Origin of the sequence: Streptomyces sp. NPDC017520 (assembly GCF_044329855.1) — a bacterium.
In the GTDB taxonomy this organism is placed as follows: domain Bacteria; phylum Actinomycetota; class Actinomycetes; order Streptomycetales; family Streptomycetaceae; genus Streptomyces.
Genome location: NZ_JBIRKB010000007.1, coordinates 264,550 through 288,535 on the forward strand (window position 1 = coordinate 264,550; position 23,986 = coordinate 288,535).

General features: G+C 72.2%; 16 protein-coding genes. 1 reads left to right on the top strand and 15 read right to left on the bottom strand.

Annotation, left to right across the window (positions count from 1 at the left end):
* Positions 1–121: 121 nt before the first annotated feature.
* The 5 genes from ACH4KB_RS19270 to rplU form a co-directional block, all read right to left on the bottom strand.
* The gene (locus ACH4KB_RS19270; protein ID WP_398067082.1) at positions 122–2,227 is read right to left on the bottom strand and encodes a hypothetical protein; all 2,106 of its coding nucleotides are present in this window, start codon (positions 2,225–2,227) and stop codon (positions 122–124) included.
* A 225-nt stretch (positions 2,228–2,452) separates the two neighbouring features.
* Entirely contained in the window at positions 2,453–3,952 is a 1,500-nt protein-coding gene (locus ACH4KB_RS19275; protein WP_398067083.1) for an SDR family NAD(P)-dependent oxidoreductase, read from the bottom strand.
* 345 nt (positions 3,953–4,297) lie between these two features.
* Positions 4,298–5,734, bottom strand: coding sequence for a GTPase ObgE (obgE, locus tag ACH4KB_RS19280; protein ID WP_398067084.1), 1,437 nt, complete (start codon positions 5,732–5,734; stop codon positions 4,298–4,300).
* Between the two features lie 145 nt (positions 5,735–5,879).
* On the bottom strand, positions 5,880–6,137 hold the full coding sequence (rpmA, locus tag ACH4KB_RS19285) for a 50S ribosomal protein L27 (protein ID WP_026291105.1): 258 nt from the start codon (positions 6,135–6,137) through the stop codon (positions 5,880–5,882).
* 14 nt (positions 6,138–6,151) lie between these two features.
* On the bottom strand, positions 6,152–6,472 hold the full coding sequence (gene rplU, locus ACH4KB_RS19290) for a 50S ribosomal protein L21 (RefSeq protein WP_003969204.1): 321 nt from the start codon (positions 6,470–6,472) through the stop codon (positions 6,152–6,154).
* A 302-nt stretch (positions 6,473–6,774) separates the two neighbouring features.
* Between rplU and ACH4KB_RS19295 the strand changes: the two genes are divergently transcribed.
* Complete coding sequence (locus tag ACH4KB_RS19295) at positions 6,775–7,371, top strand: acyltransferase (RefSeq protein WP_398067085.1); 597 nt, start codon at positions 6,775–6,777, stop codon at positions 7,369–7,371.
* A 104-nt stretch (positions 7,372–7,475) separates the two neighbouring features.
* On the opposite strand, the gene ACH4KB_RS19300 is transcribed toward ACH4KB_RS19295, so the two are convergent.
* The 10 genes from ACH4KB_RS19300 to ACH4KB_RS19345 all read right to left on the bottom strand — a co-directional run bounded on the left by ACH4KB_RS19300 (position 7,476) and on the right by ACH4KB_RS19345 (position 23,916).
* On the bottom strand, positions 7,476–9,587 hold the full coding sequence (locus tag ACH4KB_RS19300) for a glycosyltransferase (RefSeq protein ID WP_398067086.1): 2,112 nt from the start codon (positions 9,585–9,587) through the stop codon (positions 7,476–7,478).
* Positions 9,584–10,963 carry a glycosyltransferase gene (locus ACH4KB_RS19305; protein ID WP_398067087.1) on the bottom strand — a complete coding sequence of 460 codons (1,380 nt, stop codon included), beginning with the start codon at positions 10,961–10,963 and terminating at the stop codon, positions 9,584–9,586. Before ACH4KB_RS19305 ends, ACH4KB_RS19300 begins: the two co-directional genes overlap by 4 nt.
* 72 nt (positions 10,964–11,035) lie before the next feature.
* Positions 11,036–12,016 carry a UDP-glucose 4-epimerase GalE gene (gene galE, locus ACH4KB_RS19310; RefSeq protein ID WP_398067088.1) on the bottom strand — a complete coding sequence of 327 codons (981 nt, stop codon included), beginning with the start codon at positions 12,014–12,016 and terminating at the stop codon, positions 11,036–11,038.
* 2 nt (positions 12,017–12,018) lie between these two features.
* Complete coding sequence (locus ACH4KB_RS19315; RefSeq protein ID WP_398067089.1) at positions 12,019–13,305, bottom strand: nucleotide sugar dehydrogenase; 1,287 nt, start codon at positions 13,303–13,305, stop codon at positions 12,019–12,021.
* A 4-nt stretch (positions 13,306–13,309) separates the two neighbouring features.
* Positions 13,310–14,923 carry a glycosyltransferase family 2 protein gene (locus tag ACH4KB_RS19320; RefSeq protein WP_398067090.1) on the bottom strand — a complete coding sequence of 538 codons (1,614 nt, stop codon included), beginning with the start codon at positions 14,921–14,923 and terminating at the stop codon, positions 13,310–13,312.
* Entirely contained in the window at positions 14,920–15,945 is a 1,026-nt protein-coding gene (locus tag ACH4KB_RS19325; RefSeq protein WP_398067091.1) for a Gfo/Idh/MocA family protein, read from the bottom strand. Before ACH4KB_RS19325 ends, ACH4KB_RS19320 begins: the two co-directional genes overlap by 4 nt.
* Positions 15,942–17,060 carry a DegT/DnrJ/EryC1/StrS family aminotransferase gene (locus ACH4KB_RS19330; protein WP_398067092.1) on the bottom strand — a complete coding sequence of 373 codons (1,119 nt, stop codon included), beginning with the start codon at positions 17,058–17,060 and terminating at the stop codon, positions 15,942–15,944. The genes ACH4KB_RS19325 and ACH4KB_RS19330 overlap by 4 nt, the downstream gene beginning before the upstream one ends.
* Before the next feature lie 335 nt (positions 17,061–17,395).
* The gene (locus tag ACH4KB_RS19335; RefSeq protein WP_398067093.1) at positions 17,396–21,691 is read right to left on the bottom strand and encodes an Rne/Rng family ribonuclease; all 4,296 of its coding nucleotides are present in this window, start codon (positions 21,689–21,691) and stop codon (positions 17,396–17,398) included.
* A 228-nt stretch (positions 21,692–21,919) separates the two neighbouring features.
* Positions 21,920–22,702 (bottom strand): TIGR03936 family radical SAM-associated protein, encoded by a 783-nt coding sequence (locus ACH4KB_RS19340; protein ID WP_398067094.1) that lies wholly within the window; start codon positions 22,700–22,702, stop codon positions 21,920–21,922.
* Between the two features lie 122 nt (positions 22,703–22,824).
* On the bottom strand, positions 22,825–23,916 hold the full coding sequence (locus ACH4KB_RS19345) for a hypothetical protein (RefSeq protein WP_398067095.1): 1,092 nt from the start codon (positions 23,914–23,916) through the stop codon (positions 22,825–22,827).
* Between the last annotated feature and the right edge of the window lie 70 nt (positions 23,917–23,986).

The window sequence follows — 23,986 nt, forward strand, 5'->3', positions numbered from 1 at the left end:
CGCATCCGCATGCCGAACGACCCGCACACCCCTCCCCCTGGGAAAGACGTACGGGTCGCGGTCGGGGTTGCCTACTTTTCAGCCAATTCGGTCAGGTGTGCGGTGCTCGGCCGTACGGCGCTCAGCGCACGGACGAGGGCCCCTCGGCGAGGGCCGCCCGAGCCTCCGCCGCCTCGGCCTCCGGTGCGTCCGGGTCCGCCGTGGCGTCGGCCTCGGCCACCGCCTGCGGATCGTCGGCCCCGACGCCGCTGGTGTCGGACTCGGCGTCCGGCACCGCCACGGACTGGTCGCCGAGCCGCTGGGCGACGCCCAGGTTGCGGGCCTCGGCCTTGGCGGCCAGCGTCGAGACGGCGGCGTTGAACTGCTCCATGGAGGTCGGCTCGTCCGGCCCCAGGAGGTAGGTCTTCAGCTCGCGGCGGGCGTCCGCCAGCGTGTCCGCCGCCGGGTCGGCCACCGCGGCCAGCAGCGCGTCGAGCTCCTCGGCGCCGTTGGACAGGATGACCGCGGCGCGCACCGCGGTGTTCTGCCGCTTGAACTCCTCGGCTCCGAGCGCGGCGGAGTCGGTGACGGCGTACGGCTTGCCGCTCGCGATGAAGTCGGAGACCACACTGGAGATGTCCGAAACCATGGCGTCGGACTCGTTGAAGCAGTCGTACAGCTTGGGCTGTGCGCCGGTCACCGTACGGTGCTCCCACCAGCCGAAGGAGCGCCAGTAGGCGTCGTTCCACTCGGCCCGCAGCCGGGCCGTCTCCGCCTCGCGGGCGGGGTCGGCGAGGGAGATCCGCGACTCCTCCGCTTCGTCGCCGCCGGAGTGGCCGGGGGCCGACAGCTGCGCGAGCCGCGCCTCGATCCGGGTGAGCTCTGCCTTGGCGGCGCTCTGCCCGGCGGCGGCGGACGACGCCTCCTTCGCCCAGCGGGGCTCGGCGGCGCGCTCGGCGGCGGCCTTCTCCAGCATCGCCCGGATCCGGGCGTTGACGGCCTTGGCCTTGCCGCTGCGGATACCGGTGAAGGGGTGCGGTTTGTAGATGATCCGGACCGGGTCGGCGGCGTTCAGCAGCCGGCGCACGATGTTCTCGCCCGCCAGCAGCAGGGAGGTGTTGCCCGGGTTGTCGTCCCAGCCCTCCCAGGTGGGCGCGTACAGCACGGTCGGGACGGGGTTCTTGACGGTGCCCGTCCAGCTCCTGATGGGCTCCAGCTGCGGACGGCCGACCTCGACGATGTCCTGGTCGAGGACGCCGACGTCGGCCAGCGCGTAGCGGTCGCGGCCGGCCCGGCCCGCGGTCCAGACCTCGTCGTAGACCTTGGAGTACGGGTTGACGCTGGCGAGCTTGTCGCTGTCGCCGTGCCCGATGAAGACGTGCTTCATCGTCGGGACCCGCAGGATGTGGATGTTCTTGCCGACGTTGGCGGGATACAGACAGACCCGGACGGTGGAGAGGTCCAGGTTCATCAGGTGCGTGCCGGCGGGGACGCAGATGACCGGGACGGAGGTCTCGGACAGCTGCGGGACCAGACCGCGCTCGCGCATGATGATCAGCGGCCGGCCCTCCACCCGGGCCATGGTCTCCAGCCACATGTTGCCCTGGTAGGCGGACTCGTTGGAGCCGGAGAAGTAGAGCACCACGGTCGGCTGGTAGTCGCGCAGCCAGTTGTCGACGGCCTTGAGCACGGCCGTGGCCGGAGGCGCCAGCCGGCCCCGGCGCATGTACGGGAACAGCAGCGCGAGGTAGAGCAGGGCCAGCAGCAGCGTCAGGCCGATGCCCGCGTAGCCGATGACGTTCTCACCGGTGTCGGCGGCGATCAGGATGCCCGCCACGGCCGGGATGTCGAGGTGCAGCATCTTCTCGGCGGAGCGCCGCAGCAGCGCGCCGGGCGGGGCGTCGGGGATGCGGACCGCGTGCAGGTCCACGTTGCGGGTGACCACCGGCATGGTGCGGCGGAGCCGGATCAGGGTCGTCAGGGCGCCGTGCGGCGCCTGGAGCCCGTAGAAGAGCAGGAAACAGGCCACCGCCGAGTAGAACAGCGGCGACTCGGCGAGATCCAGCCGGGCCAGCAGCAGGATGACCATGAGCTGCCGCAGCAGGAAGCGGATCGACAGCCCGGCGCGCACCTTGCCCAGGCGGTTGACCAGATAGCTCCCCTTCTGGTGCAGGTACCAGTCGGTGGCATACGTGACAGCGGCGGCCGCCGCGAAGAACCAGATGTGGGGAATGAGCGCGGCAAGCATGACGCAGGGATATCCCAGCCCCATCAACAACGCTGCCGCCAGTTCCGACCTGCTGCCCACACGGGCCAGGCGAATGGCTGTCGAGATCACGAAGAACCTGCTCCAGGGGGTGCCGGTTGATTCACGTATTGGCGGAAATGTGAAGGTGCGGATTCACGCATTCGGGCCTCTGTCATCGCGCAAAGCGACAACAGAGGCCCGGAAAAGCACATTTGTCAAGAATTATTACACATCTGCTTGACGGTCCAGCACGGACGCCAGGGCCTGCTCGAAACCGGAGGACTCGGCGGCTCCCGCCGTCGGGTCCTGCTGCCGTACGTCGATGACGTGGCCGGTCAGGGCCGAGAGCAGGACGTCCAGCGAGGTGCGGGCCACCGCCTCCGAGGAGAGCAGCGAGCCCTCGGGCTCCTGGCCGAACGCCTTGGTGCGCATCGGGGTGGCGGTGCGCTCCGGGTTCACGCAGTTGACCCGGATGCCCTCGCCCGCCCACTCGTCGGCGAGCGCCTGGGTGAGGTTGACCATGGCGGCCTTGGTGGAGGAGTAGAGGCTGTACTCGGCGCGGCCCCGGGTGTAGCTGCTGGAGGTGTAGAGCAGCAACTGGCCCTGGGTCTCCGCCAGGTACTTGTACGAGGCGCGGGCGATCTGGACGGGCGCCAGGTAGTTGACGTTCAGAGCTTCCTGGATCGTCGTGTTGTCCGTCTCGGCCAGCTTGCCGATCCGCAGCACGCCCGCGGTGTTGATGACGTAGTCGACCCGCCCGGTCTCGGCATACGCCTTGGAGAGCGCGTCGTCCACATGCTCCGGGTTCTCCACGTGCGTACCGGTGGTGGAGCGGCCCAGCGCGTAGACCTTCGCGCCGTAGCTCTCCGCGAGGGAGGCGATGTCGGCGCCGATGCCGTACGAACCGCCGAAGACGACGAGGGTCTTGCCCGTGAGGAGCTCCCGGTAGGCGGCCTCGTCGGCCTGGCGGGGGGCGGCGGTGGAGGCCAGCTGGAAGAGCTTGTCGGTGATGAAGACGTCGACCGGCTGGGTCACCTTCATGTTGTACTCGTCGCCCGCGACCACGTAGATCGGCACGTCGGGGAGGTACTTGAGGACCACGGAACAGTCGTCGGTCGCCTGGAAGTTGGGGTCGCCCGCCGCGACCTCGTACGCCCTGCGGATCGTGGAGAGCTTGAAGGCCTGCGGCGTCTGGCCCCGGCGCAGCCGGGAGCGGTCCGGCACCTCGGTGATGAACTCGCCGTCCCCACCGTGCGTGCGGGTCACGATGATCGTGTCCGCGGACGGGATGGCGACGTCGACGGCCTGGTAGCGGTCCAGCGCGGCGACACAGTCCGTGATCACACGCTGTGACAGCAGGGGGCGTACCGCGTCATGGAAGAGGACGTTGCGGTCCTCGCCCTCGGCGAGCCCCTCGCCGAGGGCCGCGATGGCACGCTCGGTGGTCTCGTTGCGGGTGTTGCCGCCCTCGATGATCCGGGAGACCTTGGTCAGTCCGGCCTTCGCGACGATCTTCTCGACCTCGGGCACGAAACCGGGCGCCATCAGCACGATGACGTCGTCGATGCCCTCGGCGCTCTCGAAGATGGTCAGCGTGTGCTCGATGACGGCCTTGCCGGCGATCTTCAGCAGCTGCTTGGGGATCGACAGGCCCACGCGCTGGCCGGTCCCACCGGCGAGCACGACCGCTGTGGTCCGGGGCTTGGCTTCATGCGGCACAGACACAGACGACCTACCTTGCTATGACGGGGGAACAGTGTGATGTTCGCACTCTCCGTGACCGTCTCGCAAGGTGGACGTCGTCCGCCGATCGTCCTGCGGATGCCCGCAGTTCACCCTCTGGCCAGGGAGGTTGGGCGCTTCGGGGCGGGCGCACGGGGTGACCGACCCCACAGATGTGTTGCTCAATCCGCACATCCCCGCGGCCCGTGCACCCGGCGTGGCCGGCGGAAAACCACCGGCGCCCGGCCCGAGGCTACCGGACGGCCCGCCTCCGGAGAGACGGGCCGTCGGCCACGACCGGAGGGAGCCCCCCGGCCGGACCCTCTTCAGAAGGGGTCGGACTCGTCTTTAGAAGGGGTCGAACTCGTCGTATTCCTTCTCCGCGTCGTCACGCTCGGAGTCACGGTCCCGGCGACGCTGCGCGGCGGGGCGCGGCTCCTCCAGGCGGTGGTCCTCGCCGCGGCGGCCGAGCATCTCGGCGCCCGCGGTCACGGTCGGCTCCCAGTCGAAGACGACCGCGTTCTCCTCGGGGCCGATCGCGACGCCGTCGCCGGCCCGGGCGCCCGCCTTCATCAGGGCGGCCTCGACGCCGAGGCGGTTGAGGCGGTCGGCGAGGTAGCCGACGGCCTCGTCGTTGTTGAAGTCGGTCTGGCGCACCCAGCGCTCGGGCTTCTCGCCGCGCACCCGGTAGAGGTCCTCACCCTCGGCGGTGACCGTGAAGCCCGCGTCGTCGACGGCCCTGGGGCGGATGACGATGCGGGTCGCCTCCTCCTTCGGCTTGATGGCACGCGCCTCGGCGATGATCCCGGCGAGCGCGAAGGAGAGCTCCTTGAGACCCTTGTGCGCGATCGCGGAGACCTCGAAGACGCGGTAGCCGCGGGCCTCCAGGTCCGGGCGGATCATGTCGGCGAGGTCCTGGCCGTCCGGGATGTCGACCTTGTTCAGGGCGACGATGCGGGGCCGGTTCTCCAGTCCGCCGTAGAGCCGCAGCTCCTCCTCGATCATGTCGAGGTCGGAGACGGGGTCGCGGTCGGACTCCAGGGTCGCGGTGTCCAGGACGTGCACGAGCACCGAGCAGCGCTCGACGTGCCGCAGGAACTCCAGGCCGAGGCCCTTGCCCTGGCTGGCGCCGGGGATGAGCCCGGGGACGTCCGCGATGGTGTAGACGGTCGAGCCGGCGGTGACGACGCCGAGGTTCGGCACGAGGGTGGTGAACGGGTAGTCCGCGATCTTCGGCTTGGCCGCGGAGAGCACCGAGATCAGCGAGGACTTGCCCGCGCTCGGGTAGCCCACGAGGGCCACGTCGGCGACGGTCTTGAGCTCCAGGACGATGTCCCGGCTCTCCCCCGGCTCGCCGAGCAGCGCGAAGCCCGGGGCCTTGCGGCGGGCCGAGGCCAGCGCCGCGTTGCCGAGGCCGCCGCGGCCGCCCTGACCGGCCACGAAGGTGGTGCCCTGGCCGACGAGGTCGGCGAGCACGTTCCCGGCCTTGTCGAGGACCACCGTGCCGTCGGGGACGGGCAGGACCATGTCCTGGCCGTCCTTGCCGGAGCGGTTGTCGCCGGCGCCGGGCTGGCCGTTGGTGGCCTTGCGGTGGGGGCTGTGGTGGTAGTCCAGCAGCGTGGTCACGGACTGCTCGACGACGAGGATCACATCGCCGCCGCGTCCGCCGTTGCCCCCGTCGGGGCCTCCCAGCGGCTTGAACTTCTCACGGTGGACGGAGGCGCAGCCGTGGCCTCCGTTACCCGCGGCGGCATGCAGCTCGACGCGGTCCACGAAGGTGGTCATGGTTGGTGCCTCCAGGTAAAGCGGAAAAATACGGGATTGTCTCTGTCGTAACACGCCGAGGGCGGACCCGCTTCCCCGTTCGCCGGGAAAGCTGAGATCCGCCCTCGGAAGGTGCTGTGTGTCGTTCTGCGCGCGCTGAGAAGGATCAGACGGCGAGCGGAACGATGTTCACGACCTTGCGGCCACGGTGCGTACCGAACTCCACCGCACCGGCGGCCAGCGCGAACAGCGTGTCGTCGCCGCCACGGCCGACGCCCGTGCCCGGGTGGAAGTGGGTGCCGCGCTGGCGGACCAGGATCTCACCGGCGTTGACGGCCTGACCGCCGAAGCGCTTCACGCCGAGCCGCTGAGCATTGGAATCGCGCCCGTTCCGAGTGGAAGATGCGCCCTTCTTGTGTGCCATGTGTTCTCAGTCCCTTACTTCGCAGCCGCGGGGATACCGGTGACCTTGATCGCCGTGTACTGCTGGCGGTGACCCTGGCGACGGCGGTAGCCGGTCTTGTTCTTGTAGCGAAGGATGTCGATCTTCGCGCCCTTGTGGTGGTCCACGATCTCGGCCGTGACCTTGATGCCGTCCAGCACCCACGGGTCGCTGGTGACCGCGTCACCGTCGACAACGAGCAGGGTCGAGAGCTCGACCGTGTCGCCAACCTTGGCAGTGGAAATCTTGTCAACCTCAACGATGTCGCCGACAGCTACCTTGTGCTGGCGACCACCGCTGCGCACGATGGCGTACACGCGGATCTCTCTCTCGCTCGGAACGGATCCCCTGATGCCAGCCGCTCGCACGGGCCGGGGCCCGGGACGATCCGGAAGGATGAGCGGCCTCTCCTGGCGGACGGCGCGAACACCGACCGTTACCGGGAGGGATGTGCTCAGGGGTAGGCGCGTTAAAGGAAACACACCGAAGGGCAAGGTTACGGGGCGGGGGTGTGGGGGTCAAACCGGGCCGGGGGGCCGGAGGCGGGCCTCCGGCCGGGGAGGCCGCGCACCGCCCGCCTTATGCTTTCGGGGCTCACCAGCTCTCCGAAAGGCATGCCGTGAACTACAGGGTCCAGCCCACCGCCCAGGTCGACGAGACCGCCGAGATCGGAGCGGGCAGCAGCGTCTGGGAGCTGGCGCAGATCCGTGAGGGAGCCAGGCTCGGCGAGGGCTGCGTCGTCGGCCGCGGCGCGTATGTCGGCACCGGGGTGCGCATCGGCAACAACGTGAAGCTGCAGAACTACGCCCTCGTGTACGAGCCCGCCGAGCTCGGCGACGGCGTCTTCGTCGGCCCCGCCGTCGTCCTCACCAACGACCACAACCCGCGCTCGGTCGACCCGGACGGCAAGCAGAAGCGCGGCGGCGACTGGGAGGCGGTCGGCGTGAAGGTCGCCGAGGGCGCTTCGCTCGGCGCCCGCTCGGTCTGTGTCGCGCCGGTCCGTGTCGGCCGGTGGTCGATGGTCGCGGCCGGCGCCGTGGTCACCAAGGACGTCCCGGACTTCGCCCTGGTCGTCGGCGTGCCCGCCCGCCGGATCGGCTGGGTCGGCCGCAGTGGGGTCCGCCTGGTGGCGCGCGAGGGCGAGCCGGGGGTGTGGGAGTGCCCGCAGAGCGGAGCGCTGTACGAGGAGAAGGACGGGGTGCTCGCGGAGCGCTGAGCGGGCAGGTCGCGTCGGCGGGCGGAGTTCCTCGCCCGCCGACGCGCTGACGGCGAGGGCCGGGAATCGTTTCTCCACGATTCCCGGCCCTCGTACGTCCCGGCTCAGCGGTCGAACAGCAACCGGTCGAAGTCGAGCCGGACGACCGGCCAGTCCCACGTGGTCAGCGCGTGCTCGGTGGCCAGCTTCCCGGCGTTGCGCCAGCTCTCGTCGGACTCCGTGAGCGACAGCACCCGCTCGACCGCGGCCTCGGGGGTCCCCACGATCCACTCGGCCGGGTAGAGGGTTCCCGCCCCGTTCTCACGGCCCGCGAAGAACGGCCAGTCGCGGACCACCGGGACCGCTCCGCTGGCCGCACCCTCCATGAGGCCCACGTGGCAGCCCTCGCGTACCGACGTACTGAGGATGACGCCTACGTCCTCCAGCGCCCCGGGCACGTCGTCGGTGGCGCCGACCCGTACGACGGCGCCCGACGCCACGAGCGGCCTGAGCGCCTTCTCCAGCTTGCGGGCGTACGCCTTGGCCGCGTTGCTGGGGCGGCCCATGTCCCCGCCGATCAGGAACAGGCGGTACCGCTCGTCCCGTTCCCGGAGCTGCTTGAGGACCTTCAGGGCCCACAGCGGGTCCTTCGCCACCTGGCCGATGCCGACGAGCCCGAGGTTGAAGCGGGTGGCCGGGTCCTTCGTACGCCGGAAGTTGGCGAGGTCCATGCCGTTGTCGATCACGTGCGTACGGGGGGCGTGCTCGCCGGCCAGACCGGGGATCGACGCCACCGACAGATCACGGATGTGATCGGCGACGAACACCACGTCGTCGACGCGCGAGAAGTCCATCATGTGCGGCCAGCGGGTGAACGCCTCGTAGCTGTGGAGCCGGACGACGATCCGGGTGTCGCCGGGGTCGACCACGGTGAACAGAGCGGCCGGAGCCACACACCAGTCCACGAACACGGTGTCGGCCCAGTCCAGATAGGGCCGCAGCTGCTGCTCGACGCCGTGGGCGAAGAGCGGCTCCCCGCCCAGACGGTGCTCTATGTGACGCTGCGCGGCGCCGTTGAGCCGCTTCATGCCCGGGTGCTCCGCCATGTCGAGGAAGCGCAGCTCGACGTCGGGGTTGGCCTCGTAGTACGAGCGGATCAGGTGCAGGAAGTTCGCATTGGAGGTCGTCGCGACGAGCAGCCGCAGCGGCCGGTCCCGGGGCGGGGCCGCGGCCGGGGTCAGCCGGCCCTTCGGCCGGACCACGGCGGAGGCGGCCGTCGACTTCCGGAACGGGGCGATGAACTCGGCCGGATCCGCGGCCAGGGGACTCTTGACCTGGTCGATGTGGACGACGCGGTGGAAGGCCAGCTTCGTGGCGTGCAGCCAGGCGTCGGCGGCAGCGGTCAGGTCACCGGCCGCGTGGCGCCGGTCGGCCAGGTCCAGATAGGCCGTGACCGCTTCGGTGAGGTTGGCGGGCGTCCGGCCGTTCCTGATGACCCTCGACGCCACGTTGTCCAGCAGCTGGGCCTTTATGGCCGGATCGACGAGCTTCTCGGCGGCCGCACGGGCGGTGACGAGCGCACCGGACTGGCGTCCGGCCAGCCACATGCCCTCGATGACCTGCTCGGTGGCCGTCATCCGCAGCGCGTCCGGGACACCCGGCGCCGAGACCGCGGCACGCCAGGCGCGGGCGCCGACGCGGCTCCGCAGGGCGAGCGGTCCGGTGGCGTTGCGCAGCAGAGCGGCCGGGAGGGTCCGCACGCGGCGGCGCAGCCCGTCGGTGGCCACCGTGAGGGGGCCGGGGACGTGCTCGGGCTGTGCGGCGCCCGTCTCCAGCCGCTTCTCCAGGGCACGCAGCCCCGCGGCGAGCCCGAAGCACACCTCGGGCTGCCGCCTGAACTGCGAGATGCGCCACGCGCTGTACACCGCGCGGTGGTCGAGAGCCACGACCAGGTCGGCGGAGCGGACTGCCGCCTGGGCCGTCCGGTCGCGCTCCAGGTGGAACCAGAGCCGCTCGGGGAAGCGCATCGCGTCCGTCTTGCGCTGCATGTGCTTGCTCGCCGGGCCTCCGGCGGGCACCTTGCGCACGGTGGCCCAGCCCAGGTCGGCGTCGATGTCTGCGGCCTTGAAGTTGCCGACGAGGTGGACGCGGGCCCCGAGCTGCCGGAACTTGTCCACCGCCGCCGCCACAACGGTCGCCTTGGGAGTCGAACCCGCGATCATCAGTACGTCGGTCATGACCCGGAACCTCCGGAAAGTGCGGGCTTCTGGCCGAGCACCAGAGCGGTCAGGCCCTCCACGGCGCTCGCCATCAGGGAATCACGGGCGTAGCCGGTGCCGTGGTCACGGGCGGCCGCGCGTTGCGCGGGGGTGGCCTCCACGACCATCCGGGCCGCCTCGCAGAACGCGTCCGCGAGCCGCTCCTCGTCCAGCCCTCGGGGGCCGGTCCAGAGCGGGCGGCCGTCCAGCAGCCGCGACGCGTCGTGGTCGGCGGCGTGCATGGAGACGATCGGCAGTCCGGTGGCCATGTACTCGTAGACCTTGCCGGAGGTCATGAACGGCCCGCCGATGATGACGAGCACGAGGGCGTCCCAGGCGCCGTACACATCGGCGACCTCGGCCTTCGGTACCGCACCGCCCACCACGACGCCGTCGTCGGCCGCCGCGCGCAGGACCTCGACGTGCCGGTTGGCCTCGCGGTTGGAGCCCGCGCCGATGTGCCCGCGCACCTCGAACCGGGCGTCCGCGAGCAGCGGCTCACGCTCCCGGGCGGTGCGCCAGGCGGCGAGGACCGACTCCAGCAGCTGGACGGAGAAACTGACCGTGCCCAGGTGGCCGAAGACGAGGTTCCGCCCGGCGGAGGGGCGGAGCTCGACCTCCGGCACGCTGTCCCGGTCGTAGCCGTTGCGCACCACGTGGATGCGCTCCGTGTGCTCGGGGTAGCGGGCGCGGTAGAAGTCGGCGATCTGGTCGTTGACCACCCAGAGCGACAGGGCGTGCTCCAGCAGGTCCGACTCCCAGCGGCCGGCCTCGGAGTCCTTCGGGAAGGCCTCCACGCCGTCGATGACGTCCAGGGACCAGCCGTCGCGGAAGTCGACCGCGTACGGGGCCCGGTGCTCCTCCCAGAGCCTGCGGACGGCGGCGAGCTGGACGTACGGGACGCAGCTGGCGAGGACGAGGTCGGCGGGCCGCTCCCGGTAGAGCTCCAGCGCGGCCGTCTCCAGGGCGCCCCGCCAGCCGCCGAACACCGGTTCGGGGAAGCTCTTGAGCGCTTCGTCGCGGAAGCCGCTCAGCCACTTGACCGGGTCCAGCGCCCGTTCCTCGGAGTACAGCCGGATGTCCGTCTCCAGGTCAGCGCGGGACAGCGGCAGCTCCACGATCCTGATCCGCTCGTCGACGGACTCCGAGAGCGTGTGGTCCACGCCGGAGTCGCGGAGCCAGGACTCCTCCGCGATCGTGACGACGGTGACGTCCCAGCCCGCGGCGGCGAACTGGTTCGCGGTCTCCCGCATCCGGAAGGCGGAACTCTTCGCGGCGGGGGGGAACCCGATCGCGAAGTACAGCAGATGCGGACGCGGTCCGCTGCGCTCGTCCATGCCTGGCACTTCAGTCATTCCTGTTCTGCTGGGTTTCGGTGGTCGTTCTTCGTGACGCCCGGTGTCCGGGCCGGCCCGGGGCGCGGTGCCTCATTCCGAAGCCCGTGGCTCGTGCCGCAGGCGCCACCCCGCCCAGGCCGACTCGACCATGGTGCGTATGCCGTGCCGGGCCGACCAGTCCAGCTCCGCGGTGATGCGGTCCACGGAGGCGACCACCCGCGCCGGGTCTCCGGGGCGGCGGGCCCCGGTGACCGGGGGCGGACCGGTGCGGCCGGTGACGTCGAGGATGATGCCGACCATCTCGGCGACGGAGGCTCCCTCGCCCCGGCCGATGTTCAGGACCAGTTCGGCGGACGGGTCGTGGGCCAGCCGGCGGGCCGCGGCGACGTGTGCGGAGGCGATGTCCTCCACATGGACGTAGTCACGGACGCAGGTGCCGTCCGGGGTCGGGTAGTCGTCGCCGAAGATCCGGGGGGCCTCGTCTGCCTCCAGGCGTTCGAAGACCATCGGGACCAGGTTGAAGACGCCCTCGTCGGCCAGTTCCGCCGATGCGGCCCCGGCCACGTTGAAGTAGCGCAGGGAGGCCGTGGCCATGGAGTGCGCCCGGCCGGCCGCGGCCACCAGCCACTCGCCCGCCAGCTTGGTCTCGCCGTACGGGCTGAGCGGCAGGCACGGGGTGTCCTCGGTGACCAGGTCGACGTCGGGCATGCCGTAGACCGCCGCCGACGAGGAGAACAGGAAGCGGCGGACACCGGCCGCGGCCGCCGCCTCCAGCAGGGTGCGCAGGCCGTCGACGTTCTCGCGGTAGTAGTACAGCGGTCGTTCGACGGACTCCGCCACCTGCTTCTTGCCCGCGATGTGCACGATGCCGGTCACCGCGTGGTCGGCCAGCACCCGGTCGAGCAGTTCCCGGTCCAGGACCGAGCCCACGACGAGCGGGACGCCTTCGGGAAGGCGGTCCGCGCGCCCGGTGCTCAGGTCGTCGAGGACGACGAGGCGCTCCTCGCCCGCCAGCTGCGCGACGACGTGGGATCCGATGTAGCCGGCCCCGCCGGTGATCAGCCAGGTCATCGTCAGCCGCCGATGACGACGCGGCGCACGCCGGCCCAGTTCGCCGGGTCCGTGGTGCGGCGGCCGTCGACCAGGACGCGGACGTCCGGGAGGTCGGCGGCGGACAGCTCGCGGTACTCGGCGTGGTCGGCCTGGAGGATCGCGGCGGTGACGGCCTGGTGGGCGTCGTACGGGACGAGGCCGAGGGCGGTCAGCTCCTCGGGGGTGTACATCGGGTCCGAGACGAACGGCACCGCACCCCGCGCCTTGAGGGCCTCGACGACGCCGAAGACGCCGGAGAAGGCGGTCTCCTTGACGCCGCCGCGGTAGGCCGCGCCCAGCACCAGGACCCCGGCGCCGTCCAGGTCGCCGTAGGCGGCGGCCAGCAGGTCGACGGCGTACGCGGGCATCGCGGCGTTGGCCTCGCGGGCCGAGCGCACGACGGTCGCCTCCGGGTCGTTCCACAGGTACATCCGCGGGTAGATCGGGATGCAGTGGCCGCCGACGGCGATGCCGGGCTGGTGGATGTGGCTGTAGGGCTGGCTGTTGCAGGCCTCGATGACCTTCTTGACGTCGATGTCGTTCTGGTCGGCGAACCGGGCGAACTGGTTGGCCAGGCCGATGTTGACGTCGCGGTAGGTGGTCTCGGCGAGCTTCGCCAGCTCGGAGGCCTCCGCCGTGCCGAGGTCCCAGACGCCGTTGGGGCGGGGCAGGTCCTCGCGCTCGTCGAAGTCGAGGACGGCCTCGTAGAAGGCGACGCCGCGCTCGGCGGACGCCTCGTCGATGCCGCCGACGAGCTTGGGGTAGCGGCGCAGGTCGGCGAAGACCCGGCCGGTGAGCACCCGCTCCGGGGAGAAGACCAGGTGAAAGTCCTCGCCGGGGGTCAGGCCCGAGCCCTCGGCCAGCATCGGCGCCCAGCGGGTACGGGTGGTGCCGACCGGCAGCGTGGTCTCGTAGCTGACCAGGGTGCCGGGCTTCAGGCCCGCCGCGATGGCCTTGGTGGCGGAGTCCATCCAGCCGAAGTCGGGGGTGCCCTCGGCGTCCACGAAGAGCGGGACGACGACCACGACGGCGTCGGAAGCGGCGACCGCCGCCGTGGTGTCCGTCGTGGCGGAGAGCAGGCCGGCGCCGACGGTCTCCTTGAGCAGGCGGTCGAGGTCGTGCTCACCGGGGAACGGCTCGGTGGCCGCGTTGACGAGTTCGACGACCTTCTCGTTGACGTCCGCGCCGATGACCTTGTGGCCCTTGGCGGCGAACTGCACGGCGAGCGGAAGTCCGATCTTGCCGAGCGCGACTACACAGATATTCATCGGGTTACTTCCTCTTCGACCTGGACAGCGTGCGGCGCAGCCGTGCGCCCACGCCGGGCTTCGGTTCCCGCAGGGGGGCCGTCGTGATCACGAGCCGGCCCTTGGTGTTGGTGTTCGCCGCCACCCGGTGGGGGTCGGTGCTCCCCCAGCGGCGGGCCAGCGGCATCGGCTGCCCTTCGGTGCGGACCGGGATCTCGTACGGGGTGCCCGCCACGTCCACGTAGAGGCGGGCGCCCCTCTTGGTGCGGGTGAGCGCCAGCGGGATACGGGTGGTCAGCAGGGTGCCGCCGTCCTTCGCCGCTTCGGCGGTGAGCGTGCCGACGCGCTCCGGGCGCGGGGCGTCCGCGGGCAGCTTGCGCGCGCCGGACTTGTCCGCGCTCTGGGGCATGGCGCCCTGGGCGAGGGCGACGACGGCCGAGGAGGTGTCGCCGGTGATGCCGGCGCGCAGCCGCAGGACGCAGGCGAAGTCCGTGCCCTCCTGCTCCCAGTCGGCCGACTCCAGGCGCGTGCCGGCGGAGAGGCGGCCGGCCACCGACTCGCCGAGCACCTCGTAGTACCGCTCGTCGAGGCCGACGGCCGCGTCGCGGAACCCGGGGTAGGTGGCGAAGGCCCGGTCGCCCTCCAGCAGGAAGGGCGGTGCTCCGTGCTCGGTCTCGTCCGCGATGGCGCGGGTGAGCTCGTCGACGGCGCCGCCCCGGGCGAGGCCGAAGCGCACCCGGCGCTTGACCCCGGTGCCGTCGCGCAGGCCGTCGGTGAAGTAGGCGTCCACCAGGGCGCCGACGCCTTCGCACACCTGGCGACGGGTGTCGGCGTCGAGCGTGGGGAAGTCCTTCTGCAGGAGCTTGGTCAGCTCCCAGTCGAAATGCCGCTTGAACACGGCGTCACGCCGCGGGCCGGCGGGGATCAGGGCGGCCGTGTGCTCCATGATCCGCTGGACGCAGCGGAGCCGGGCCAGGTGGTTCGCCCGGTAGGTGATGTTGCTCGCGTCACCGCGCTTGACCGCGTAGTAGCAGGTGTAGTCGGAGATCACGGAGATCTTCCGGGCCCGGACGCACGCCTCGATGGTGAACGGCTGGTCGCTGCCGACCGGCATGTCCTCGGGGAAGCGGAGCCCGTGCTTCTCGACCAGTTCCCGGCGGAAGAGCTTGGTGTTGGCCAGGGTGAAGGGCAGCGCGGAGTCGTCGAGGGTGACGTCGCGGTTGCCCGTGTACAGCTTCTGGTGGACGTAACGCCCGTTCGTGCCGACCATCTTGCCGACGACCACGTCGGACTCGTTGGCGTCGGCGCAGGCGACCATCCGCTCCAGCGCCTCTTCGCCGAGGTGGTCGTCCGAGCCGATGAAGTACACGAAGCGACCGGTCGCCAGGTCGAGGGCGCGGTTGCTCGGAGCGGCCGGGCCGCCCGAGTTGGGCTGGTGGACGACGGTGAAGACGTCCGGGTACCGCTGCGCGTAGCGGTCGAGTTCCTTTCCGCTGTCGTCGGTCGAACCGTCGTCCACCGCCACGACCTGGAGCCGCTCGTGACCGATGCTCTGGCCCACCAGCGAGTCGAGGCACTCGGTGAGGTAGGGCATCGTGTTGTAGACGGCCACGACCACCGTGACATCGGGTGTGGTCACCTTCTGGGCCCCTCCTCCTGGTCCCGGCCCGCCGGGATCAGCACCGTGGTGCCGCCGGCGGCGGACTCCAGCACGGAGGCGGCCACCTCGACCGTACGGAGCCCCTGGCGCAGGGTGCAGATGTCGGCCGGCTTGCCCTGTACGGCGTCGCGGAACAGCTCGTGCTCGACGAGCAGCGGCTCGCGCTTGGGGATGGCGTAGCGGATCATGTCGCCCTCGGAGACCCCGCGGAAGGCGCGCAGCGCCTCCCACTCGGTGGTGACCGCGGCGTTGGAGTGGAAGGTGAGGTCGGCGGTGAGGGTGTCGGCGATGAAGCAGCCGCGCTCGCCGGTGACCGAGGTGAAGCGTTCCTTGAGCGGGCTCAGCCAGTTGACCAGGTGGTTGACCATCGTGCCGTCGGACAGCTGGCCCACGGCGGAGACCATGTCCTCGTGCGGGCGGCCGGACTTGGAGACGGTGTGGGCGGCGATCGAGGTGTACGGCCGGCCGGTGACCCAGCCCGTCAGGTCGATGTCATGGGTGGCCAGGTCCTTGACCACGCCGACGTCGGCGATCCGGTGGGGGAAGGGGCCCTGGCGGCGCGTGACCACCTGGTAGACGTCGCCCAGCTCGCCGGCCTCCAGGCGGGCGCGAAGCGAGAGGAGCGCCGGGTTGCACCGCTCGATGTGGCCGACGCCGGCCACCAGGCCGCGCGACTCGAACGCGTCGACGAGGCGGCGGGCGCCCTCGACGGTGTCGGCGAGCGGCTTCTCGATCAGGGCGCTGACACCGGCGTCGGCGAGCTGGAGGCCGACCTCCTCGTGCAGCGCGGTCGGGCAGGCCACGACGGCGTAGTCGATGCCGAGGGCGATGAGCTCCTCGACGGTGGCGAGGACGGGGGCGCCCTGGGCCCAGCCGTTCTTGTCGCCCATCGGGTCGACGACGCCGACCAGCTCGACGCCCTCCAGGCTCGCGAGGACGCGGGCGTGGTGGCGGCCCATGGAGCCGAGACCGATGAGTCCGGCCTTCAGTACGGTGCTCACAGGTTCTCCCCCAGGGAGTTCACCGCGGCGGCGATCCGCTCCAGGTCGCCCTCGGTGAGCGAGGGGTGGACGGGCAGCGAGACGACCTCGGCGGCGGCCCGCTCGGTCTCGGGCAGCTCCCAGGTGCGGCCGGCCTTCTGGTCCGGCTCCCAGTAGGGCTTGAGCCGGTGGATCGGCGTCGGGTAGTAGACCGCGTTGCCGATGCCCGCCTCGGTGAGCTTGGCCATCGCGGCGTCCCGGTCACCGCTGATCCGCACGGTGTACTGGTGGTAGACGTGCCGGGCGCCCTCGGCCACCGGCGGCGTGGTGACGGCCGGGGCGGTGATGTGGGCGTCGAGGTACGCGGCGTTGGCGCGGCGCTGCTCGGTCCATGCCTCCACCTTGCCGAGCTGTACGCGGCCGACGGCGGCGGACACGTCGGTCATCCGCATGTTGGCGCCGACGATCTCGTTGGCGTACCGCTGCTCCATGCCCTGGTTGCGCAGGAGGCGCAGGGTACGGGCCAGTTCGGCGTCGGCCGTGGTGACCATGCCGCCTTCGAGGGAGTGCATGTTCTTGGTCGGGTAGAAGCTGAAGGTGCCGCCCGCGCCGAACGCGCCGACGGGGGTGCCGTTGAGCGCCGCGGCGTGGGCCTGGCAGGCGTCCTCGACGACGGCGAGCTTGTGCTTGTCGGCGATGGGCATGAGCTTGTCCATCGCGGCGGGGTGGCCGTAGAGGTGCACCGGCATGATCGCGGCGGTGCGCGGCGTGATCGCGGCTTCGACCGCCGCCGGGTCGAGGCCGAAGCTGCCCGGCTCGATGTCGGCGAACACCACGTCGGCGCCGACGAGGCGGACCGCGTTCGCGGAGGCGGCGAAGGAGAAGGAGGGAACGATCACCTCGTCGCCGGGGCCGATGCCCAGGGCCAGCAGCAGCAGGTGGAGGGCCGAGGTCCCCGAGTTGACGGCGACGCAGTGCCGGTCGTCGACCAGACGGGAGAAGCCCTCCTCGAAGGCCGCGACCTCCGGACCCTGCACGACGCGACCGCTGCGCAGCACGCGTACCGCGGCCTCGATCTCGTCTTCCCCGATGACCGGGCGGGCAGCAGGAATCGGCTGCTCGTTGATGCTCGTCATGAACGTCCTCCTTGAACACCGCAAGAGCTCGTTACCAGGCAGAGCTCCGAGGTGCGGGACGTCTTACCGAGGTCGCGCGTAACCCCACCGGCGCGATGCCGACGCCCTGCCGAGGAATCCGGCCCGAACGGTACCTTCGCCGGGCCTTGTCACCAACCGTAGTTCCCGTCTAGAACGCTCACACGCATGGCAACCGTCGTCACATTATCAGGGATTTCTTGGCCCATTTCGGGCTCGTTAACCGGGCCCTGCATCAGTTGTGAAACAAAGCAGGTGTCCCGCCCCGATGCACTCGGAGCGGGACACCTGGAGATGAACAACCGGTTACGGATTCATCAGCCGGCCGACGACTCGCCCTCCGCGGAAGGCGCGGAAGCCGTTACGGACGGCGACGACTGCTCAGCGGCGACGGTCTTCTTCGTCGTCTTCTTCGCGGCCGTCTTGGCCGTCGTCTTCTTGGCGGCGGTCTTCTTCGCGACGGTCTTCTTGGCGGCCGCCTTCTTCGCCGGGGCCTTCTTGGCCGCGGCCTTGCGGGCCGTCTTCTTCGCCGGGGCCGGCTCCGCGGACCCTGATTCGGATTCCGCCGTTCCGGATTCCGCGGCTCCCTGAGTGGCGCCGAGGTCCTCGGATTCCGGGGCCTTCGCCTCGGGCGCCGAAGCGACCACGACGACCTCCGCGTCGTCCGACCCGGTGGGCGAGCCCGCCGGTGCGGTGACCTTGCGGGTCACCCGGCGCCGGGCGCGCGGCGGGGCGGCCACGGGGGTCTCGGCCTCGGGGACCTTCTCCTCCGGAGCCTCGGGGGCCAGGGCCTCGGGGGCCGGCGTCTCGACGGCGGGCGCCTCGACGACCGGGTCCTCGACCGCGACCGGGTCCGTGGTGGGCTCGGCCGGCCGGACCGGCTCCGCGGCCTCGGCCTGCTTCGGCGAACCCGCCGGGGCCGTTGCCTTACGGGTGGCCCGACGGCGCGGGCGCCCCTGGGGCGCGGCCTCGACCGGAGCCTCGGGGACCCCGGCGGTCTCCGGGGCCTCCACAGCGGCGGCCTCGGCGGCCGGGGTCTCGGCGGGCGTGTCGGGAACCGGCTCGGGCCGGGCCTCGACGACGGGGGCCTCGACGGCCGGGGCGGCGGCCTCGGCCCTCGGGGCGCCGGCCGGGGCCGACGCCTTGCGGGAGGCCCGACGGCGGCCACGGCCACGCGTGGCGGCGGCCTCCGCCTCGGCGGGGCTGCTGTAGAACTCCTCGTCGGCGGTGACCTCGGGCTCGACGGCCACCGGGGCGGCGACCTCCGCGGCCAGCTCGGCCTCGGTCTCGGCGGGCTCGGCCGCGTGCTCGTCGTGACCGTGCTCGTGGTCCAGGCCGTGCTCGTGGTCCTGGCCCGCACCGCCGCGGCCACGCTTCTTGGACTTCTTGCCGCCGCCACCGCCGCCGACGGACGTCGGCTGCTCCATGTGGACGATGACGCCGCGACCGTTGCAGTGGACGCAGGTCTCGGAGAAGGACTCCAGCAGACCCTGGCCCACCCGCTTGCGGGTCATCTGGACCAGGCCCAGCGAGGTGACCTCGGCGACCTGGTGCTTGGTGCGGTCGCGGCCCAGGCACTCCAGGAGCCGCCGCAGCACCAGGTCCCGGTTGGACTCCAGCACCATGTCGATGAAGTCGACGACGACGATGCCGCCGAGGTCGCGCAGCCGCAGCTGACGCACGATCTCCTCGGCCGCCTCCAGGTTGTTCCTGGTGACGGTTTCCTCCAGGTTGCCGCCCTGGCCGGTGAACTTGCCGGTGTTGACGTCGACGACGATCATCGCCTCGGTCTTGTCGATCACCAGCGAACCGCCGCTGGGCAGGTAGACCTTGCGGTCCAGCGCCTTCATCAGCTGCTCGTCGATGCGGTACGTCGCGAAGACGTCGACCTCGGAGGTCCAGCGGGAGAGCCGCTCGGTGAGGTCGGGCGCGACGTGCGCGACGTAACCGTGGATGGTCTCCCACGCCTCGTCGCCGCTGACGATGACCTTGGAGAAGTCCTCGTTGAAGATGTCGCGGACGACCCGGACGGTCATGTCCGGCTCGCCGTAGAGCAGCGTCGGCGCGTTGGAGCCGCTGGTGCCCTTCGCCTTCCTCTGGATGTCCTCCCACTGCCCCTGGAGCCGCTCGACGTCGCGGCGCAGCTCGTCCTCGCTCGCGCCCTCGGCGGCGGTGCGCACGATGACGCCCGCGTCCTCGGGGACGATCTTCTTGAGGATGGTCTTGAGGCGGGAGCGCTCGGTGTCGGGCAGCTTGCGGCTGATCCCGGTCATCGAGCCCTCGGGCACGTAGACGAGGTAGCGGCCGGGCAGCGAGACCTGGCTCGTCAGACGCGCGCCCTTGTGGCCGATCGGGTCCTTGGTCACCTGGACCAGGACCGACTGACCGGACTTGAGCGCGGTCTCGATGCGGCGCGGCCCGTGGGCCATGCCGAGCGCCTCGAAGTTGACCTCACCTGCGTACAGGACGGCGTTGCGGCCCTTGCCGATGTCGACGAAGGCGGCCTCCATGGACGGCAGCACGTTCTGGACCTTGCCCAGGTAGACGTTGCCGACGTAGCTGGTGGCCTGCTCCTTGTTGACGTAGTGCTCGACGAGCACGTTGTCCTCGAGGACGCCGATCTGGGTGCGCTCGCCGCTCTGGCGGACGACCATCACGCGCTCGACGGCCTCGCGGCGGGCGAGGAACTCCGCCTCGGTGATGATCGGGACCCGGCGGCGGCCCTGCTCGCGGCCCTCGCGGCGGCGCTGCTTCTTGGCCTCCATACGGGTCGAGCCCTTGATGGACTGGACCTCGTCGAAACCGGTGCCCGGCTCGCGCTCCTCCTTCTTGCGGGGCTCGCGGACCTTGACGACCGTACGCTCCGGGTCGTCGGCGATGCCGTGGTCGGCCTCGGCGGCGGCGTCACCGCTGCGGCGACGGCGACGCCGGCGACGGCGGCTGCTGCTCGATCCGGAGGCCGAGGAGTCATCGTCCTCGTCCTGCTCGTCGGCGTCCGGGACCTGGCTGCGGCCCCGGTCCTGCTCGTCCTCGGAGCGGGGCTCCGCGGCGCGGGACGGCGCGGGCGCGTCCTCCTCGGCGGGCTGCTGCTCGTCGTCCGTGTCGTTGGCCTCGCCACGGCGGCGGCGACGGCCGCCACGACGGCGACGGCGCGAGGGGCGGTCGCCGTACTCGTCGGTGTCCTCGCCCTCGTGCTCGTCCGCCTCGGCCTCGGGGGCCTCGTCGGCGGACTGCTCGGCGGGCGCCTCCACGGGAGCGGCGGGCTCGGCGGCCTGCTCGGTCACGTCGGCCTCGCCACGGCGGCGACGACGGCGGCGCGAGCCGCCCTGCGGCGCGGCCTCGGCGGGCGGGGCGCTCTGCTCGACCTCGGCGGTCTGCTGCTCCTCGACCTGGTCGGCCTCGTCGGGCGCCGAGGGGGAACCCGCCGCGGCCGCGGCGGCGGCCGCGGTCTCGGGGGTCTGGAACATCGGCTCGGCGAAGACCGGGGCCTGGAAGACGGCGACGGCGGGGCGCGTCGCGCGCCGGCCCTTGCGCGTCGGCTCCTCGGCCTTGGTGGTGAACTCGGGGCGGCCGGCGGCGGCGGTGGCCCGGCGGCGCTGGCGTCCGCGCGGGGCGGCCTCCTCGACCTCCTCCACCTCGGCGGCGAGCTCCTCGGCGACGGCGGCGGGCAGGCTCTCGCCGGCCTCGACGGGCTCGGCGGGGGTCTCGACGGGCTCGGCGGCCGGCTGCGGCGTACCGGCGGGCGCGGACGCCTTGCGGGAAGCGCGGCGGCGGGTGCGCGGGGCCGGCGTCTCCTCGACGGCCTCCGCCTCGGCGACGGGGGCCTCGGCGACGGGCGCCGGCTCGGTCACCGTCTCCGCGACGGGCGCGGTGGCTCCCGGCGTACCGGCGGGGGCCGAAGCGCGGCGGCGGGCACGGCCGCGAGGGGCCTCGGCGGGCTCCGGCTCGACGACGGCAGCGGCGGGCTCGACCACGACGGCGGGCTCGGCAGCGGCGGGCTCGACCACGACGGCGGCCTCGGCAGCGGCCGGGGCGCCCGCGGGGGCGGTGGCCTTGCGGGAGGCGCGACGGCGGCGGGGCGCCGGGGGCTCCTCGACGACCTCGACGACGGCCTCGGCCTCTTCCTCGGGCTCGGCCTCCTCGGCGGGCTCTACCGGGGTCTCGACGACCGGGTCCACGGTCTCGGCGGCCTCCGGCGCACCGGCCGGGGCGGTCGCCTTGCGGACCGCGCGGCGGCGGGCGCGCGGCGCGGGCGCGGCGGACTCCTCCTCGGCGGCGGCCGGCGCGGGGGCCTCGGCGACCGGGGCGGGCTCGGTGCTCTCCACCGGCTCCGGGGCTCCGGCGGGCGCGGTGGCCTTCCGCACGGCGCGGCGGCGCGTACGGGCGGGCGGGGCGGTCTCGGCGACCGTTTCCCCGGGCGTGTCGTCCGCGGCGGGGGCGGCGGACACGTCGGCCGGTATGGCCGGCGTGACGTCCTCGGCGGGGGTCACGGCAGCGCCGGGCGGGCCCGCCGGGCGGGAAGCGGCGCGGCGCCTGCGGCGCGGCGGCAGCTTGTCGCCGGGGGTGTTCTCTTCGTTGTTCCCGGTCGTGCCGGGTTCGTTCGGCTGAGGCATGCGGGCGGTTCTCCCGTCGTGCTCCCGGGCGCCGCGTCTGATTCCGGTCCGGCAGGGGCCGCAGTGGTGCGATACCGCCGTCCGGGGCGCGGGCGCCGCACGGGAACTGATGTCTGGCTCGCCGGTTCCGTATGCGGTGTGCCTACGGCCTGGCGAAAGTCTTATGGGTCAGTGCGCGGCCCGACCCAGGTGGCTCCCGAGTCGGAGGGCTGCGCTACGACGACCGCCTTACGCGGAACCTGCACCTTCCGGCGCCGTCGCGACGGCTGCCCCGGCGACCGCGGGATGCGCGGTCGGGGCGGCCTCGCGGTCAGGCGCGAGAGGGTCGGTCACCGTGCCGGACTCCTCGTCGAAGAGCCCCTGCGCCAGCCTGGTCACCGCTGCGGGGACCGGCGGCGCCAGGTCGGCCACAGCTCGGAGACCGGACAGGACGTCGTCGGGTCGCACGGCAGGTGTCACGTGCCGAACAACCAGCCGCAGTATCGCACAGGGCCGCTCGGCCGGCCTATCGGCCGGAGCGTCGACGACCCGCAGGTCGGCGACGGCTCCACGGGCGTCGAACGTCCGGATGCCGTTCTTCGCCTTGCGCTGGACCTCCACGGCCCCGGCGTCGTTGAACGCGGCCACGGCGGTTCGGGCGTCCTCGGGGTCGACGCCGTCCAGGCGCATCTCCCAGACGGACGCGGTGAGCCGCTCGGCCAGGCCCGAGGTGCGGGCCTCCACCGCGTCGATGATGTCGAGGCCGTCCGGCATCGACGCGTCGAGCAGTCCGCGCAGGACCTCGGGGTCCCGCGCCTCGGTGAGGGCGATCTCCAGGAACTCCGCCTCACTGCCCGTGCCGGTGGGTGCGGCATTGGCGTAGGAGACCTTGGGGTGGGGGGTGAAGCCCGCGGAGTACGCCATCGGCACCTCGGAGCGGCGCAGTGCCCGCTCGAAGGCCCGCTGGAAGTCTCGGTGGCTGGTGAACCGGAGGCGGCCGCGCTTGGTGTAGCGCAGGCGGATGCGCTGCACTGCCGGTGCGGGCGGCGGGCCTTCGGGCTGTCGCTTGCCCAGTGGTTCTTCTCCTCGGTGCGGGGCGGGCGCGGTGGCGCACCGCCCACGAAATTCGGGTGCCCCCCGGGTGCCGCTCCGGCTCACCCCCGCTTGACGAGTTTCTCGCCGAGCAGAGGGGTCTCGGACGCCTGCGCCGCGCTGGGGACAGTCGTTGTACTACCCAGAGTACGCGCAGGGATCCCCACCGGTTCCCCGGACCGTGCGCCGCCCGTGGTGCCGACCAGTGCCCGCCAGGCGTCGCGGCGGGCCTGGCGCACGGTTTCCCGGGCGGACGTGAGGGCCGCGCGGGCGGCCCGGCGCGCCTCGGCGGCGGCGCGGCGGGCCGGGGCCCACACGGAGTCGCGCAGGACGTGGCCGACCGGGGTGCACAGGGTGCGGTACGCCCAGGAGACCGGCGCGCCGATCACGTACCGGGCGATCGTGGCGAGGGCCCGGCCGACGGCCCGGGAGACGTACCCGGCGATCCGCCAGGCGACCTCGAACGCGGCGGCGATCTCCCGGCCGACAGGGGCGAGGACGCGGCGGTACGTCCAGGAGACGGGGGCGACGAGCAGCATCATGACCAGCCAGGCGAGGGCGATGCCGAGCCCGCGTCCGGTGGCCGCGATGCCCCGCCAGGCCTGGCCCAGCACCCAGGCCGTGCCGAGGCCGAGGGGGGTGAGGACGGCCCCGTACAGCCACACCGCGGGGACGATCAGGCCGTAGCGCACCACGGGGACGATCACGTACCGCCACAGGGTCGCGACCGGCAGGACGAGCAGGGTGGCGAACAGCCAGGCCAGGCCGGTTCCGAGGCCGCGTGCCGCCGGGGCCAGCAGGGCGGTGCCGATCCATCGCAGGCCGTGGCCCAGCGGGGTGAGCACCGAGGTGTACAACCACCTCGACGGAATCAGCACGAGGACGCCGATGAACGTCCCCACCATCCAGCCGATGCCGCTGAAGAGCCACTCCAGGCTCCGCCCCAGCCCCCTGGCCAGTGCGGCGAGCCCGCGTGCGACCGGGGGCCGCACGACCCGGTCAAAGGTGTGCCGGGCGGCGACCAGGACGTCCCAGACCATCCGCACGGGCAGGACCAGCACCAGCACCACGACGCGCACCACGACCCTGACCAGCCTGTTCGGAGCGGTCTCGGGTGCGGCACGGTCCGGATCGCGGTGCTCTCTGTCGTCCATGCCGGGATAGACGCGAAGACCCGGTCCGCAGTTGCCGGAACCGGGCCTTCACGTCACCGTGCTCTCTCCG

What these genes read in the sequence shown, in the direction of transcription:
- ACH4KB_RS19330 (WP_398067092.1), bottom strand. Translation starts at nt 17,060, where the DNA reads ATGACGAGCATCAACGAGCAGCCGATTCCTGCTGCCCGCCCGGTCATC.
- ACH4KB_RS19300 (WP_398067086.1), bottom strand. Translation starts at nt 9,587, where the DNA reads ATGACCGACGTACTGATGATCGCGGGTTCGACTCCCAAGGCGACCGTT.
- rpmA (WP_026291105.1), bottom strand. Translation starts at nt 6,137, where the DNA reads ATGGCACACAAGAAGGGCGCATCTTCCACTCGGAACGGGCGCGATTCC.
- ACH4KB_RS19270 (WP_398067082.1), bottom strand. Translation starts at nt 2,227, where the DNA reads ATGCTTGCCGCGCTCATTCCCCACATCTGGTTCTTCGCGGCGGCCGCC.
- ACH4KB_RS19305 (WP_398067087.1), bottom strand. Translation starts at nt 10,963, where the DNA reads ATGACTGAAGTGCCAGGCATGGACGAGCGCAGCGGACCGCGTCCGCAT.
- ACH4KB_RS19315 (WP_398067089.1), bottom strand. Translation starts at nt 13,305, where the DNA reads ATGAATATCTGTGTAGTCGCGCTCGGCAAGATCGGACTTCCGCTCGCC.
- galE (WP_398067088.1), bottom strand. Translation starts at nt 12,016, where the DNA reads ATGACCTGGCTGATCACCGGCGGGGCCGGCTACATCGGATCCCACGTC.
- ACH4KB_RS19335 (WP_398067093.1), bottom strand. Translation starts at nt 21,691, where the DNA reads ATGCCTCAGCCGAACGAACCCGGCACGACCGGGAACAACGAAGAGAAC.
- obgE (WP_398067084.1), bottom strand. Translation starts at nt 5,734, where the DNA reads ATGACCACCTTCGTGGACCGCGTCGAGCTGCATGCCGCCGCGGGTAAC.
- ACH4KB_RS19345 (WP_398067095.1), bottom strand. Translation starts at nt 23,916, where the DNA reads ATGGACGACAGAGAGCACCGCGATCCGGACCGTGCCGCACCCGAGACC.